The organism is Bosea sp. BIWAKO-01, assembly GCF_001748145.1.
Classification (GTDB): Bacteria; Pseudomonadota; Alphaproteobacteria; order Rhizobiales; family Beijerinckiaceae; genus Allobosea.
In genome coordinates, this window is the sequence record NZ_BCQA01000001.1 from 5,328,006 (window position 1) to 5,343,282 (window position 15,277).

The window sequence follows — 15,277 nt, forward strand, 5'->3', positions numbered from 1 at the left end:
GCTGGAGGCTACGACGACACCCATGGTGGACGTCGATGCGGTCGTTGAGGCCAAGGTCGAGATCGATCCATGCGATGCGATCCCGCCTGCGGGCGAAGACCGTGTGAGTTTCGAAGAAGCCGCGCCGGAAGAAGACGCGGCGGAAGTAGCCACGCCGGGCGTCATGGAAATCGTTCCCGCTGAGGGCGAGGCGGATGGCGCACTCCAGCTCTACACGAATATCTCGGACCACGCGTTCTGGGATCTTGGCTCTATCTCTACCGAAGGCATGTCCAGCCCCGCGCCTGAGGCGCCGTGGGAGGAGCCAGCGACGCCTCGGCTCCGGGACTATGCCGAAGACGCTCCATCCTCCGTCGAGAGCGGGGACACTGAAGCAGTCCTTGCTCTTCCGGGTAGCGATCTGCCACTGAACGTCATTCCCAGTTCCGTTCCGGCCCTGAGCTGGTCGCAAACTTACACGGTCAACCTCCAGCTCGGAGGTGCAGCATGGTCCAAGGCCGACATCGCGCCCGGTGTGCCGGCGTCCGGCGAAGGCCGCTCGCATGCCGAGCCCCCCGTGGCGCAAGCCGCTCTGCCTGCTGCGAAGCTGGAAAACGAGCCTGAGCCAACCCGGAATGGCGGGGCCGACGAACCTGTCGCTGTCGATCGCCAGGCAAGGCGACGCAAGGTGCTGCCTGCGCCCGCTCCCATCATGCAGACGGGTGTCTTCGAGCTGCCGCCGCTGAGCTATCTTGCCGAGCCGAAGACCCAGCCCGAGGCGGCGGTCTCGACCGAGACCCTGCAACAGAATGCGGGATTGCTCGAAGGGGTGCTCGAGGATTTCAACATACGCGGCGAGATCGTCCAGGCCTGTCCCGGCCCGGTCGTGACGCTCTACGAGCTCGAGCCGGCACCGGGCATCAAGTCGTCGCGGGTGATCTCGCTGGCCGACGACATCGCCCGCTCGATGAGCGCGATCTCGGCGCGCGTCGCCGTCGTCCAGGGCAAGAACGCGATCGGCATCGAGCTGCCCAATGCCAAGCGCGAGACCGTCTTCCTGCGCGAGCTGCTCGCCAGCCAGGATTTCGAATCGACCAAGCACAAGCTGGCGCTCTGCCTCGGCAAGACCATCGGCGGCGAGCCGGTGATCGCCGATCTCGCCCGCATGCCGCATCTGCTCGTCGCCGGCACCACCGGTTCGGGCAAGTCGGTCGCGATCAACACCATGATCCTGTCGATCCTCTACCGGCTCAAGCCCGAGCAGTGCCGGCTGATCATGGTCGACCCCAAGATGCTCGAACTCTCCGTCTATGACGGCATCCCGCATCTGCTCACCCCCGTCGTCACCGATCCGAAGAAGGCGGTGGTCGCGCTGAAATGGGCGGTGCGCGAGATGGAGGAGCGCTACAGGAAGATGTCGAGGCTCGGCGTGCGCAACATCGACGGCTTCAATGTCCGGGTCGGCGAGGCGCTGGCTGCCGGCGAGATCATCACCCGCACCGTGCAGACCGGCTTCGACAAGCATTCCGGCGAGGCGATCTACGAAGAAGAGGTGATGGATCTGGGCCCCCTGCCCTATATCGTCGTCATCGTCGACGAGATGGCCGACCTGATGATGGTCGCCGGCAAGGAGATCGAGGGCACGATCCAGCGCTTGGCGCAGATGGCGCGCGCCGCCGGCATCCATGTCGTGCTGGCGACCCAGCGGCCCTCGGTCGACGTCATCACCGGCACGATCAAGGCCAATTTCCCGACCCGCATCTCGTTCCAGGTCACCTCGAAGATCGACAGCCGCACCATACTCGGCGAGATGGGCGCCGAGCAACTGCTCGGCCAGGGCGACATGCTCTACATGGCCGGCGGCGGCCGCATCACCCGCGTGCACGGGCCGTTCGTCTCGGATGCCGAGGTCGAGAAGGTCGTCGCGCATCTGAAGACGCAAGGCCGGCCGGACTATCTCGACGCGGTCACCGCCGAGGAGGAGGCCGGCAGCGATGACGAGGATGGCGGCGCCGTCTTCGACAAGAGCGGCATGGGCCAGGCCGAGAGCGAGGATCCCTACGACCAGGCGGTTGCGGTCGTGCTGCGCGACAAGAAGGCCTCGACCTCCTATATCCAGCGCCGCCTGCAGATCGGCTACAATCGCGCCGCCTCGATCATGGAGCGCATGGAGAACGAGGGCATCGTCGGCCCCGCCAATCACGCCGGCAAGAGAGAGATCCTCGTCGAGGCCAGCGCCTCGCCTTGATCCTCCTCGCCAGTGGGCGGAGACGGCGCTGTCGCTCTGGCAGCGTCGTGCGGTAGCAGTGGCGAGTTCGGCAGGACCTGAAGGGGGACCTGGCGGGATGCCGGACGGGTTGCGGATCACCTTCGCCTGCGCAGCGCGCATAGGAAGACCGGTTCGGTTACTATGTCGCCGTAGCTTCGCTCGCACCGGAGGCGACAATGAACCGAATTGTTCTGTCATTGATGCTGTTGTTGGCTGCGGACCTTGCCGTGGCGCAATCGCGCCCCTCCACCGTCAACAGGCCCTGCAGCGCCAGCCGGCACGATGTCATTGCCAACGGCGCAATCGTGCTCGGCACCGGTGGCTACACCTATGACCGCTTCGTGCGCGACCGCAGCTTCTGCGAGCTCGACGAGTATACCGATCCTGCCTGGGTCCCGAGCCGCGACACGGCGAGCTGCTTCGTCGGCTATCGCTGCAAGAGCGGTATGTATGACTAGGCAGAGCCTGCGCACGGGAATGGCGCGAGTGCCTTGACCGGTCCGGTCCTTGCTTGGAACACCGTGCGCGAGCGAGCATTCATCTCGGCCTGGCAACCCTCAATCCTAAGACAGTCAAGCTGACATTACGCTGACAAGTCATGTCAGGTTTGCGAGCCGAATTGTCGGATAACTTGCACTTGAGGTTCCCCTGAACAGGGGAGCAAACTGAACTTCTAAGCGCAGACCTTTCTGAAGACGGACACGCGACGGACACCACTCCAGCGATCGAATCCGGAGGCCTTCGTCACGCGGCCGCACATCTTGTTGGGCGGAACTTTGGTGGAGGGAGGAGCGCGTCATGGGATATGCAATCGATCCTTACGGACCGGCGCGGAATATTGCGCTGCTCGCGAGCATCACCGCATTGGAGGCGGCCGTGATCGTGATCCTCGGTCAGGTGGCGCTCATGGGAGCCGATTCTGCGGAGGAGGCCCATGTCGTCCTTGCGGAACTCCGGGCCCATTGCGAGCAAGTGAGGGAGACCTTGCTATCGATGTCCGTGCCACGCAGCGAGGCGGACACGGTTATCTTCAGCACGAGCTTCTCCAGAGAGCTCGACCATATCTTCGGGGCCATTCGCTTCGCCACGACGACACCACAATAGTTACCGGGTGGGCACCGTCGCGTGCAGCATCCCAAGCGGAGGAGAGCCCTTTCTCGCTCCGAAGGGGCGAGGCCGACTGTCACGGCGCCCTCGCCCCTCGCTGAAGCTCACTCCGGTTGAGCCAGACGCGGTCTCATCGCTTCATTGATCCAGTGCCATTCGGAGCCGACGGGGCTTCCGGTGTCGTTGCCGCGCAAGATGGCGAGCAACTGCTGATAGCGGATCGAACGGGCGTGGTGCTTCCGATACTGATCGAGATGCCAATCCAGGAAAGCCCGATCGGGAGCGCGCTTCATTGCGCGGGCTAATCCTTCAAGCCATTCCTGCGCGATCGCGGCACCGCTTGCGGAATCCGGTTCTGCGCCGTCGTCCATCGCGGCGCGAACCTTGGCGAGGGTCCGGTTCGCGGCTTCGGCATAGGCGGCGGGGTCGAACTCAGCGGTCCACATGGCCCCAGCATTCGCCCGCATCTCGGCCACGTAGCTTTCATCGGTGATGATCGCTGTAAGCTCGGCCCAGGCATCGATCTGCGCGGACGTCGGATCGTCCGGGAGCTCGGGTGTGCTGGCCTCGATCATCTGGCGCTTCCAGGCATCGTCCATCTGCGCGCCTCCGGCGACCTCGTCGTAGAAGCGCTCGACCAGCAGCCGGAACTGGGCATTGGAAAGGGTCGTCACGGTCCATAATCTCCTGAGATCGGTTTCGGTGGGGTCCGGCGACTTCAAGGTCGCGCGCAGGACGGCGGCGACACGGCGCTGCGAGGCGATCTCCGCCTCCAGTGCGCGAAGGCGCATGGTCAGAACGTCCGTCAGCGAAAGCCGCCTCGACAGGATCTTTCGGATGACTGCGAGGCCGAGCCCGATATCGCGCAGCGCCCGGATCAGATCGAGACGCGCGACATCCTCCGCGGAATACACACGGTAGTTGCTGAAGGTTCGCGTCGCCGGCGGCAGCAATCCGCTGTCGGAATAGAACCGAATCCGCCTGACCGAGACGCCGCTGAGCTTTGCAAGCTCGCCAATCGTGTGCCGTTCTTCCTTCATGGCGTCGTCCTAGGGTCTCCACCAGATGGAGGGTCAAGCGCTGCCGGAACTGGCGGCCGATCAATTCAGGGTCTCCGCACATTGCAGCGCCTCGCGGCGCTGCTCTACCGTACGGCTCATGCCGCGCTGCGGCAGAAACGGGAGCGCCCGCGATGGTCGGCGAACGCAGTGACATATTTGGGTTTGCGCCCGCCCATGATGCGCCGGTCCCCTATCTTCAGCGTGTCAGCTCCTACTATCAGGCGCTGGGATATGGTCAGCCCTACGCATGGGCGCATTACGCAGCGGTGCCGTTTCAGGCTTTGGCGAAGCCGCTTTCAGAGTGCCGGTGACGATCATCACGACGGCTGCCCCGTACCAACCGGAGAAGGGCGATCAGGGACCGGGAGCGCCCTACAACGCTGCAGCCAAGTTCTATTCCGTCTATTCCGCCGATACCGGCGACGAGCACGACCTGCGCATTGCCCATGTCGCGATCGACCGCACGCATACGACCGCCGAAGATCTCGGGAGCTATTTCCCGCTGGCCGCACTGCGCCGAGCGGCGATTTCAGGGCGGCTCGGCTCGATTGCGCCGCGCTTCCATGGCTTGCCGACCAATCGCAGCCACCGCGTGACGCTCGAGATCGATTGCCCGGAGATCGTCGCCCGCTGCACGGCGGATGCGGTCGATGCAGCGATTCTGGTTCCGAATTGCCCCGTCTGCCATCAGAGCGTCAGTCTCGCCGCCCGGGCGCTGGAGGAGAATGGCATCGCGACCGTTGTCATGGGCTGCGCCAAGGACATCGTCGAATATGTCGGCGTGCCGCGCTTCCTGTTTTCGGATTTTCCGCTCGGCAATTCCGCCGGACGACCGAATGACCGCAGCTCCCAGGACGTCACGCTCGATCTGGCTCTGGCCACGCTGGAGCGGGCACCGGCGCCAAGGACCACGGTTCAGTCCCCCTTGCTCTGGGGGGCTACCCCGGACTGGAAGCTGGACTATTGCAATATCGAACGTCTCTCGCCCGATGAGATCCGGCAGCGACGAGCCGCCTTCGACATACAGAAGGAGACCGCCAGGGCAATCCGTGAACAGGCGCCGGGTTGAGCCCTCCGCTCTCGTGTGAAGCAGCGGCAACGCCGCAGAGCGCCGTTCGTAATTGACGCTGGGGCCGGATCTGCCGCAGGCTTTCACCGGAAATCGCCGCCCCGCCCCTGGCCGGATCAGAGCGATACCCTGGAGGAGCGCGGCTGATGACGGTTGGCAAGGATTTGGCAGATGCCGCGAAAGTGCCCGGGAGCGACGCGTGCGTGCTGCGCTACATGCTCGAGCGCCAGGCCAGGACAATTCCGGATCGGCGCTTCGTCCAGTTCTGGCCGGGCGCGACCTGGAGCTACGGCGAAGCGCTGCGACAGGTGCGCTTGCGCGCTGCCGCCCTCGCCGCGGCCGGCGTGAAGCAGGGCGACCATGTTCTGTGCTGGATGGGCAATGGCCCCGATCTGCTGGCGACCTGGTTCGCGATCAACTATCTCGGCGCCGTCTATGTCCCGCTGAACACCGCCGCGCGCGGCCGCCCGCTCGAATATGTGCTCGACGATGCCGACGCCGCGCTGATGATCGGACATCGGGCGCTGGTGCCGAGGCTGGCGGAGGTCAATCCCGGCAAGCTGCGGCAGGTTCTGCTGGTCGGCGAGAGCGAGCACCCGGAGCCGCAGATCCCAGGCATCACCATCGCGCCGTTCGCGCTCCCCGCGGTGGTTGGCGACGATGCCCTGGCGCTGGAGCGCGCGATCGAGCCCTGGGACACCCAGGCGATCATGTACACGTCGGGCACGACCGGAAATGCGAAGGGCGTGGTGTCGTCCTATGTGCAGCTCTACACGATGGGGCCTGACGCATTCGACTGCATCGGCCCCGAGGATTGCTGCCTGGTCTGCGGGCCGATCTTCCATTGCGGCTCGACGCTCTATGTCTATGCGATGCTGGCCTGCGGCGGGTCGATCGGCATGGTCCGCGAGTTCCGCACGTCGGATTTCTGGGATGCCGTTCGCGGCACGGGCAGCACGCTGGTTTTGCTGCTCGGCGTCATGGCGACATTCCTGCTGAAGCAGCCGGCCAGCGAGCGAGACCGGGATCACCCGCTGAAGAAGGCGTTCATTGTGCCCTTCGGCGAGGACGCCGTGCCCTTCCGCGATCGCTTCGCCGTCGATCTGCACACCGTCTACAACATGACGGAGATCGCCAGTCCGCTCAGCGCCGGTCCCGGCATTGCAGAGCAAGGGCTGGCAGGATTGCCGCGCCCCTGGTTCGAGTTGCGGGTCGCGGATGTCCACGATCGGGAGGTGCCAAGGGGCGAGGTCGGCGAATTGCTGGTTCGTTCGCACCGGCCCTGGGCGCTGCTGAAAGGCTATTACGGGAATGCCGAGGCGACGGTCGCGGCGATGCGCAATGGCTGGTTCCATACTGGCGACGCCTTTCGCCAGATGCCGGACGGCCGCTTCTTCTTCGTCGACCGGCTCAAGGACGTGATCCGCCGGCGCGGCGAGAACATTTCCTCCTTTGAACTGGAGAGCGAGATCCTGGCCCATCCCGGGGTTCGTGAGGCGGTTGCCGTCGCGGTGCCGAGCGAGCATGGCGAGGATGAGGTGCTGGCCGTCGTCACCCCGGTTGCAAGCGGCGCACTCGACCAGACCGAGCTTGTGAGCTTCCTGGCGGGGCGCATCGCGCATTACATGGTGCCACGCTTCATCCGCGTCGTAGACGAACTTCCGAAGACGGCGAGTGGCAAGCTGCAGAAGCATGTTCTGCGCAGCGAAGGCGTCACGGCCGATACATTCGACCGTGACGCCGCCGGGATCCGCATCAGAGCCGAGCGGCTCGGCTGAGCCGCCCGGCGGGTTTGATCATCGGACCGGATACGAGATCCGATCCGCTGATCTCGCCTTCTCTTTGCGCATCGGCTCTCGCGAAAGCCGCAATCCATTTTTCGGGCCGACGCTTTCAGAGCGGCTTCAGATTGGCCTCGATCTGCCGGCGCTTCGGCTCCAGGAAGGGCGGCAGCGAGAGCTTTTCGCCCATCGTTTCCGCCGGTTCATCGGTCGCGAAGCCGGGACCATCGCTGGCGATCTCGATCAGGATTCCATTCGGCTCGCGCAGATAGAGCGAGCGGAAGTAGAAGCGATCGACCGGACCGCTATTGGGATAGCCGGTTGCGCGCAGGCGCTCCGCCCATTCATCGTACTCACCGAAGGTCGGCGTCCGCAGTGCGAGATGGTGGACACCGCCCGCCCCTTCGCGTGCCTGTGGCAGGTCGGGCTCGACCGCGACATGCAGCTCCGCCGCCGGCCCGCCATCGCCGATCTTGAAGACGTGGATGTCGCCGGTCGCATGAGCCGCGTCGCGATAGTCTGCGATGCGCTCAAGGCCGAGCAGCTTGCCCAGCACGAGCTCGGTCCGCTCCAGCTTCGGCACGGAAATCGTCACCGGGCCAAGGCCGCGGATCTGATGTTCGGCGGGCACGGAACTCCTGTCCCAAGCCACGAAGGGAATCGCACCGCCATCGGCGATCAGCGTCAGGCGCTGGCCTTCCGGATCCTCGAAATCGATCGCGGCGCGGCCATTGATGGCGCGGATATCCGAAACCGCGACGCCAGCCGCCGTCAGCCGCTCGCGCCACCAGTCCAGCGACGTCTCGTCAGCGACGCGCAGGGAGGTGCGGGTAATCGAATGGGTGCCGCGCTTGGCCGGAGGAGCCGGCCAGTCGAAAAAGGTCAGGTCGGTGCCGGGCGAGCCGGCGCCGTCGGCGTAGAACAGATGATAGGCCGAGGTGTCGTCCTGATTGACCGTCTTCTTGACCATGCGCATGCCGAGCGTCTCGACATAGAAGCGCCGGTTCTGCGGCGCGTTGGCCGAGATTGCGGTGACGTGATGGATGCCCGTGAGATTCATAGGTGACCTCCTGATCGCTTCCTTGGCCCGTTGGCCAGTGTTCGCAGCAGAGATAACCGCTTTCGAATGCAACAACAGATCACCCGTTGCCACGATGACATTGCGAAAATGCAATAAACTGGACTCTGCCTGTACCCGCGAGTGGGTCAGGCGGGTTGCCCCGTCCTTCCCATGATACAGGTCCGGAGCGAGCCAGGACCATTGGTTCCCGAACAAACGGTGGCCGGCGAGGTTCCGGGTTGCGACCGGCTCAGCCCGTCGTCAGGATTCGCCGGTCGGTGCCTTCGAGCACCACGCAGGTCAGTTGCCCCGTTTCATAGGCGCGCGTGTCGATACCGATGCGGTTCGGGCGGATGACCGGAGCAGCCGTGGGCGTATGCCCGTGAACCACGACGAAACCGAAATCCTCTTCGCTGTCGAGAAATTCGTGCCGGATCCAGAGCATGTCCTGCTCGGATTGCTCGCCGAGCGGAATGCCCGGGCGGATGCCGGCATGCACGAAGAGATAGTCACCGCAGCGCCAGTTCAGGGGCGCCTGCGCGATGAATGTGGCGTGGTCGGCCGGTTGCGCTGCGAAGAAGCGCTGCACGATCTGGCGGCACGCCAGATCTTCCTCGACCTCGTCGAACTCGGCCACGTCGATGCCGTAGGATGCCAGCGTCTCGACGCCGCCAAACCGGCACCAGCGCAGCACGAGATCGGGCGCATGGCGAATGCCGAGCGTGTAGTCCTCATGATTGCCGCGCAGCGTGACGAGTTCGCGTTCGCGCCGCTTGTCGATGAGATGAGCGATCACGCCAGAGGAGTCGGGGCCGCGGTCGATATAGTCGCCAAGCATGACCTGGATGACGCGTTTGCCTGAGGCTGAACGGGCATCCGCTTCGATCTGGGCCTCGATCTCGCGCAGCAGATCGAGGCGGCCGTGGACGTCGCCCACCGCATAGATGCGCAGGCCGTCAGGTATTGCCGGCTGGCGGCCGGCGAGCGGCGGGTTGGCGGCATCCATGGGCTCGGCTCCGGCGATATCTGATCGCCGGGCGTTGTCGCCCGTCGTTTCGCGCGCGGCAAGGGCGAATGGCTAATGTGCGTCCGCGTGCCGCCCCGGCTTGGCCTTGAGCTTGAGCTCGGTCAGGTCCTCGCGCTCGCGCGGCGTGTTGCGCATGAGCTGGTCCTTGCCGGGCTGGTACTGGACCGGTTGGGCTGTATCGACGCCGTACCAGGCCGCGGCGCGCAGGACGAAGGACGGGTCGGCCAGGTGCGGTCGGCCAAGCGCGACGAGATCGGCGCGGCCGGAGGCAATGATCGTGTTCACCTGATCGGCGGTCGTGATATTGCCGACGCACATGGTGGCGATGCGCGCCTCGTTGCGGATGCGGTCCGAATACGGCGTCTGGAACATGCGGCCATAGATCGGCCGGCTGTCATTCACGGTCTGCCCCGTGGAAACATCGACGAGGTCGCAGCCTTCCCCGGCAAAGGCGGCCGCAATGGCGACTGAATCCTCAGGCGACAGGCCGCCTTCCTTCCAGTCCGTCGCCGAAATGCGGACGGACATCGGCTTCTCCCGCGGCCAGGCCTCGCGCAGCGCCCGAAACACCTCGAGCGGGTAGCGCAGGCGGTTCTCGAGCGAGCCGCCATAGGCGTCCGTCCTGTGGTTCGTCAGCGGCGAGAGGAAGCTCGCCAGCAGATAGCCATGGGCGCAGTGCAGTTCCAGCATATCGAAGCCTGCCCGCTCGCCGCGCTTGGCCGCGGCGACGAACTCCGAGCGCACGCGGTCCATGTCGGCGCGCGTCATCTCGCGCGGCACCTGGCTCTCGGGATTATAGGGCAAAGGCGAGGCCGAGATGATGGGCCAGGCCCCTGCGGGTAGCGGCCGGTCCATCCCTTCCCACATCAGCCTGGTCGCGCCCTTGCGGCCGGCATGCCCGAGCTGCAGGCAGAACTTCGCGGCCGAGTTCGCGTGAACGAAGTCGACGATGCGCGTCCAGGCCGCCTCCTGCTCGTCGCTGTAGAGGCCGGTGCAGCCGGGCGTGATGCGGGCGTCGGGGGCGACGCAGGTCATCTCACTGACGACCAAGCCCGGCCCGCCGATGGCCCGCGAGCCGTAATGCATCAGGTGCCAGTCCGTCGGCAGGCCCTCTACCGCCGAATACTGGCACATGGGCGAGAGCACCATGCGGTTCTCGACCTGCATCTCGCGGAGCCGGAACGGCTGGAAGGCGGGTGCCACGGGGGAACCGTCGCGCTTGCGCCGCGCCGTGGGGCCGACCTCGTCTGCCACCAGCGTGTCGATGGCAGCGACGAAGCCGGGCGCGCGCAGAGCGAGATTGTCATAGGTGATCGCCTTCGAGCGCGTCATCAGACCGAAAGCAAAACGCAACGGATCGAAATCCCAGAAGCGACGCAGCTGCTCGAACCAGACCAGCGAGACATCCGCCGCGTGCTGGGTCTTCTCGACCTCTTCGCGCCGGGTCCGTTCGTAGAGCGAAAGGGCGGCGGAGACGTCGAGCTTCGCTTCGCCGAAGGCACGATGGAGCGCGATCGCGTCCTCCATGGCCAGCTTGGTGCCCGATCCGATCGAGAAATGCGCAGTCGCCTTGGCGTCTCCGATCAGCACGACATTGTCCGAGACCCAGTTTTCGCAGCGGATCATCGGGAAATTGCGCCAGAGCGAGCGATTGGTGATCAGCCGGTGTCCCTGCAGCTCCTCCGCGAAGACGCCTTCAAGGAAGGTGGCCGAGGCGGCTTCGTCCATGCCCTCCAGGCCAGCCTTCGCAAAAGTCTCGGGGTCCGTCTCCAGCACCCATGTCGAGCGCCCGGCCTCGTACTGGTAGCAATGGGCAATGAAGAGCCCGTGCTCGGTTTCCTTGAAGAAGAAGGTGAAGGCGTCGAAGGGGCGGGTCGAGCCCATCCAGGTGAACTTGTTCGGCCGGAGATCGACCTGTGGTCTGAAGCGTTCCCGCCAGCCTTCGCGGATGCGGCTGTTGATGCCGTCGGCCGCGACCACGAGATCGAAATTGCGCTTCAGCGCTTCGATGTCATCGGCTTCCGTTCCGAATTTCAGCGTGACGCCGAGTTGCCGGCAGCGCTCCTGCACCAGCATCAGCAGCGAGCGGCGCGAGCAGCCGCAAAAGCCATTGCCGGAGACACGATGGAGCGTGTCCTTGAAGCGGATCTCGATATCGTCCCAGTAGGCGAAATTGTCGACGATCGCGCCGTAGCTCTCAGGGTCGGCCGCCTTGAAGGTATCGAGCGTCTGGTCGGAAAAGACGACGCCGAACCCGAACGTGTCGTCAGGCTGGTTGCGCTCGAAGACCGTGACGTCCAGCGCCGGCCAGTCACGTTTCATCAGCAGCGCGAAATAGAGTCCGGCAGGACCGCCCCCGACGACCGCAATGCGCATCACCCATCCTCCCCGGCTGTGACGGATATTATTTTAAGCCTGAAATATTTTTTCCTCAAGGGGGATCGCCACGGCTTCGGCACGGCGGGCGGTCACACCGCCAATGCTATACGTATTCCGCCATTGCCGTGCGCAATTCACGATCATGGGCTCGTTTCAAGCCTCGCTTGCAAATTGCTTCAGACCTAAAATATATTGTTCGGCATGAGGAGGCTCGGCGTCATGGACCTGGCGGGACGACATGCTCTGGTGACGGGCGGCGGGCGTGGCATCGGGCGGGCTGTTGCCGGCGCGCTCAAGGCGGCCGGCGCCCATGTCTCGATCATCGGCCGCAGCGCGGCGACCCTGCAGAGCGCCATTGCCGAGGGCGATGCCGACAGCTTTGCCCTTGCCGATGTCACCAATGAGGCAGCCGTTGCGGCGGCGGTCAGCGCTCTCTCCCGTGAACGGCCGCTGGATATCGTCGTCGCCAATGCGGGCGGAGTCGAGACCGGCCCATTCCTGAAGAGCGACGCCGAGCGCTTCCGGCGGATGCTGGAGCTGAACCTGATTGGCACGGTCAATGCCTTCCGGGCCACCCTGCCCGGTATGACCGAGCGCCGCGAGGGCCGGCTGATCGCGATCGCCTCCACCGCCGGACATCGCGGCTATCCCTATGTTTCGGCCTATGTCGCGGCCAAGCACGCGGTGATCGGGCTGACGCGCTCGCTCGCGCTCGAGACGGCCAGGTCCGGCGTCACGGTGAATGCGATCTGCCCCGGCTACACCGATACTGCCATGGTGGCGGACAGCATCGAGGCGATCACCGCCAAGACGGGAAAGCCGGGCGAACAGGCGCTGGCGGAGCTGGTCAAGGGTAACCCCCAGGGCAGGCTGATCGCTCCGGAAGAGGTGGCGGCAGCCGTGCTCTACCTCTGCGGTCCCTCCAGCGCCGGGATCACTGGCCAGTCGATCCTGATCAATGGCGGGGAGTTCTAGAGCGATGGAAACACCCTCCCCCGGCCTCATCCTCGACCGTGAGACCAAGGCAAGCGAGCGTCCCGGCGATCACAAGGACGAACTCAGGCTCTGGCTCAGGATGCTGACCTGCTCGACCCTGATCGAGACCGAGATCCGCAATCGCCTGCGCGAGGAATTCAAGACGACGCTGCCGCGCTTCGACCTGATGGCGCAGCTCGACAAATCGACGACGGGCATGACGGTCGGCGAGGTCTCGCAGCGGCTGATGGTGTCGAACGGCAATGTCACCGCCGTCGTTGCCGGCCTGCTGGCCGACGGGCTGGTCGACAAGCGCCCGGCCGCGCAGGACCGGCGCGTCCAGGTGCTGACGCTGACGGCGCTGGGCCGCAAGAGCTTTCGCGCCATGGCGGAGCGGCATGAAGGCTGGATCGCCGAGCTCTTCGCCGGCCTTGACCAGCCCGAGATCGTCCAGCTCTTCCGCCTGCTCGGACAGACCAAGGCCTCTCTGCACCAGGCCATCAAGCGCCGCGCCGATGAAGCGGCGGGCCGGGGAGAGAACGCATGAGCATCGCCAACGCCACCACCTTGCCGCTCGCGGGGTTCCAACCGGCGCATTTCGGCCTGTCGGTTGCCGGCAAGGTTGCAACGGTGACGCTGAACCGGCCAGAGAAGAAGAACCCGCTCACCTTCGAGAGCTACCGCGAGCTCACCGATTTCTTCCTCGCTGCGCAGAAGGAGGAAGAGGTCAAGGCGATCGTGATCACGGGAGCCGGCGGCAATTTCTCCTCTGGCGGCGACGTCTTCGAGATCATCGGGCCGCTGGTCGCGATGGACACCAAGGATCTGCTGAAATTCACCCGCATGACCGGAGATCTGGTCAAGGCGATACGCGGCTGTCCGCAGCCGGTGATCGCGGCGATCGACGGCATCTGTGCCGGTGCGGGCGCGATCATGGCGATGGCCTCTGATATTCGCTACGGCACGGCCGAGACCAAGATCGCCTTCCTGTTCAACCGCGTCGGCCTTGCCGGCTGCGACATGGGCGCCTGTGCGATGCTGCCGCGCATCATCGGCCAGGGCCGGGCGGCCGAGCTGCTCTATACCGGCCGCGTGCTCAAGGGTGAGGAAGCCGAACGCTGGGGCTTCCTCAACCGGCTCGTCGGCAAGGAAGCGGTGCTCGGCGAGGCGCAGGCACTGGCGGGCGAACTGGCGGACGGGCCGACCTTCGCCAACGCGATGACCAAGCGCATGCTCGAGATGGAGTGGGCGATGTCGGTCGAGGCCGCCATCGAGGCCGAAGCCGTGGCGCAGGCGCTCTGCATGCAGACCGAGGATTTCGCCCGCGCCTATCACGCCTTTGCGGCCAAGCAGAAGCCGGCCTTCGAGGGGAACTGAGATGATCGGGACCGGCATTCTTGGCGATACGCTCGACTGGCCGTTCTTCGAGGACCGTCATCGCGCCTTTGCCAGGGATCTCTCAGATTGGGCCGACGCCACTCTGCCCGGCCTGCCGCATGGCGATGTCGATGCCGCCTGCCGGGCGCGGGTGAAGGCGCTTGGCGAGGCCGGATTCCTGAGAGCCGTCGTGCCGGCGGCGCATGGCGGGCTCGGCGAGGCCCTGGACGTTCGCACACTCTGCCTCGCCCGCGAAATTCTGGCGGCGCGCGACGGGCTCGCGGATTTCGCCTTCGCCATGCAGGGGCTTGGCACGGGTTCGATCTCCCTTGCCGGTTCGGAGGCCATGCAGGCCCGCATCCTGCCAGGCATCCGCGACGGCAGGCGCATCGCGGCCTTTGCCCTCTCCGAGAAGGAAGCAGGCTCGGATGTCGCCGCCATGGCGACGACGGCCACGCCTGACGGCAACAGCCATGTCCGCATCGACGGCGAGAAGACCTGGATCTCGAATGGCGGCATCGCGGACCACTATGTCGTCTTCGTACGGACGGGCGAGGCGCCCGGCGCGCGCGGCCTCTCTGCCTTCCTGGTCGAGGCCGACACGCCCGGCCTGAGCATTGCGGAGCGCATCGATGTGATTGCGCCGCACCCGCTTGCCACGCTCCGCTTCGACGCCTGCCGGGTCCCGGTCGGCAACCGGATCGGCGGTCCTGGCGACGGATTCAAGGTCGCCATGGCCACCCTCGACATTTTCCGCTCGACGGTCGGTGCCGCGGCGCTCGGATTCGCCCGGCGCGCGCTGCACGAGACCGTGTCGCACGCCAATCGCAGAAAGCTCTTTGGCGGAACGCTCGGCGATCTCCAGCTCTCGCAGGCCGCGATCGCGGACAGCGCGGCCGAGGTCGATGCCGCTGCCCTGCTGGTCTATCGGGCGGCCTGGACCAAGGACAAGGGAGCGCCGCGCGTCACGCGCGAAGCTGCGCTCGCCAAGCTCGTCGCTACCGAGAACGCCCAGCGCGTCATCGACCGCGCCGTCCAGATCCATGGCGGGCTCGGCGTGACCAGAGGCGTCAAGGTCGAGGAGCTCTATCGCGAGATCAGGGCGCTCAGAATCTACGAGGGCGCCAGCGAGGTTCAGAAGGTCGTCATCGCGCGCGATCTCCTGAAGGCGCATGCCATGAGCGGAGGCTGAG

The 15,277-nt window shown here is 65.4% G+C and carries 11 protein-coding genes and 2 pseudogenes; 9 read left to right on the forward strand and 4 right to left on the reverse strand.

Going from position 1 to position 15,277, the window contains the following annotated elements; genetic code table 11:
- Positions 1–706: 706 nt before the first annotated feature.
- The 3 genes and pseudogenes from BIWAKO_RS37580 to BIWAKO_RS24935 form a co-directional block, all read left to right on the forward strand.
- Positions 707–2,227: pseudogene (locus BIWAKO_RS37580) on the forward strand (DNA translocase FtsK); the annotation flags it as partial.
- Between the two features lie 197 nt (positions 2,228–2,424).
- Complete coding sequence (locus BIWAKO_RS24930; RefSeq protein WP_069880945.1) at positions 2,425–2,706, forward strand: hypothetical protein; 282 nt, start codon at positions 2,425–2,427, stop codon at positions 2,704–2,706.
- Between the two features lie 340 nt (positions 2,707–3,046).
- Positions 3,047–3,352 carry a hypothetical protein gene (locus BIWAKO_RS24935; RefSeq protein ID WP_069880946.1) on the forward strand — a complete coding sequence of 102 codons (306 nt, stop codon included), beginning with the start codon at positions 3,047–3,049 and terminating at the stop codon, positions 3,350–3,352.
- A gap of 107 nt (positions 3,353–3,459) precedes the next feature.
- Here the strand turns inward: BIWAKO_RS24935 and BIWAKO_RS24940 are convergent, their stop codons facing one another.
- Positions 3,460–4,395, reverse strand: coding sequence for a helix-turn-helix domain-containing protein (locus BIWAKO_RS24940; protein ID WP_069880947.1), 936 nt, complete (start codon positions 4,393–4,395; stop codon positions 3,460–3,462).
- Positions 4,396–4,547: 152 nt separating this feature from the next.
- On the opposite strand from BIWAKO_RS24940, the pseudogene BIWAKO_RS24945 reads away from it, so the two are divergent.
- A pseudogene (locus BIWAKO_RS24945) lies at positions 4,548–5,485 on the forward strand (glycine reductase).
- 146 nt (positions 5,486–5,631) lie between these two features.
- Entirely contained in the window at positions 5,632–7,263 is a 1,632-nt protein-coding gene (locus tag BIWAKO_RS24950) for an AMP-binding protein (RefSeq protein ID WP_069880948.1), read from the forward strand.
- 115 nt (positions 7,264–7,378) lie between these two features.
- Here the strand turns inward: BIWAKO_RS24950 and BIWAKO_RS24955 are convergent, their stop codons facing one another.
- The 3 genes from BIWAKO_RS24955 to BIWAKO_RS24965 form a co-directional block, all read right to left on the reverse strand.
- On the reverse strand, positions 7,379–8,326 hold the full coding sequence (locus BIWAKO_RS24955; protein WP_069880949.1) for a ring-cleaving dioxygenase: 948 nt from the start codon (positions 8,324–8,326) through the stop codon (positions 7,379–7,381).
- Positions 8,327–8,576: 250 nt separating this feature from the next.
- Positions 8,577–9,332, reverse strand: coding sequence for a metallophosphoesterase family protein (locus BIWAKO_RS24960; protein WP_069880950.1), 756 nt, complete (start codon positions 9,330–9,332; stop codon positions 8,577–8,579).
- 72 nt (positions 9,333–9,404) lie between these two features.
- Entirely contained in the window at positions 9,405–11,729 is a 2,325-nt protein-coding gene (locus BIWAKO_RS24965; RefSeq protein ID WP_069880951.1) for a bifunctional salicylyl-CoA 5-hydroxylase/oxidoreductase, read from the reverse strand.
- Positions 11,730–11,951: 222 nt separating this feature from the next.
- Here BIWAKO_RS24965 and BIWAKO_RS24970 point away from each other — a divergent pair, with 222 nt between their 5' ends.
- The 4 genes from BIWAKO_RS24970 to BIWAKO_RS24985 are packed head-to-tail and all read left to right on the forward strand — an operon-like array spanning position 11,952 to position 15,276.
- A complete protein-coding gene (locus tag BIWAKO_RS24970; protein WP_069882762.1) occupies positions 11,952–12,707 on the forward strand; it encodes an SDR family NAD(P)-dependent oxidoreductase in 756 nt (251 codons plus the stop codon).
- Positions 12,708–12,711: 4 nt separating this feature from the next.
- A complete protein-coding gene (locus BIWAKO_RS24975) occupies positions 12,712–13,254 on the forward strand; it encodes a MarR family winged helix-turn-helix transcriptional regulator (RefSeq protein ID WP_043232269.1) in 543 nt (180 codons plus the stop codon).
- Entirely contained in the window at positions 13,251–14,084 is an 834-nt protein-coding gene (locus BIWAKO_RS24980) for an enoyl-CoA hydratase family protein (RefSeq protein WP_069880952.1), read from the forward strand. The genes BIWAKO_RS24975 and BIWAKO_RS24980 overlap by 4 nt, the downstream gene beginning before the upstream one ends.
- A gap of 1 nt (position 14,085) precedes the next feature.
- Positions 14,086–15,276, forward strand: coding sequence for an acyl-CoA dehydrogenase family protein (locus BIWAKO_RS24985; protein ID WP_069880953.1), 1,191 nt, complete (start codon positions 14,086–14,088; stop codon positions 15,274–15,276).
- The last annotated feature ends 1 nt before the right edge of the window (position 15,277 follow it).

Coding starts and splice junctions, on each gene's coding strand:
- BIWAKO_RS24940 (WP_069880947.1), bottom strand. CDS start 4,395: ATGAAGGAAGAACGGCACACGATTGGCGAGCTTGCAAAGCTCAGCGGC.
- BIWAKO_RS24980 (WP_069880952.1), top strand. CDS start 13,251: ATGAGCATCGCCAACGCCACCACCTTGCCGCTCGCGGGGTTCCAACCG.
- BIWAKO_RS24935 (WP_069880946.1), top strand. CDS start 3,047: ATGGGATATGCAATCGATCCTTACGGACCGGCGCGGAATATTGCGCTG.
- BIWAKO_RS24955 (WP_069880949.1), bottom strand. CDS start 8,326: ATGAATCTCACGGGCATCCATCACGTCACCGCAATCTCGGCCAACGCG.
- BIWAKO_RS24930 (WP_069880945.1), top strand. CDS start 2,425: ATGAACCGAATTGTTCTGTCATTGATGCTGTTGTTGGCTGCGGACCTT.
- BIWAKO_RS24960 (WP_069880950.1), bottom strand. CDS start 9,332: ATGGATGCCGCCAACCCGCCGCTCGCCGGCCGCCAGCCGGCAATACCT.
- BIWAKO_RS24970 (WP_069882762.1), top strand. CDS start 11,952: ATGGACCTGGCGGGACGACATGCTCTGGTGACGGGCGGCGGGCGTGGC.
- BIWAKO_RS24965 (WP_069880951.1), bottom strand. CDS start 11,729: ATGCGCATTGCGGTCGTCGGGGGCGGTCCTGCCGGACTCTATTTCGCG.
- BIWAKO_RS24985 (WP_069880953.1), top strand. CDS start 14,086: ATGATCGGGACCGGCATTCTTGGCGATACGCTCGACTGGCCGTTCTTC.
- BIWAKO_RS24975 (WP_043232269.1), top strand. CDS start 12,712: ATGGAAACACCCTCCCCCGGCCTCATCCTCGACCGTGAGACCAAGGCA.
- BIWAKO_RS24950 (WP_069880948.1), top strand. CDS start 5,632: ATGACGGTTGGCAAGGATTTGGCAGATGCCGCGAAAGTGCCCGGGAGC.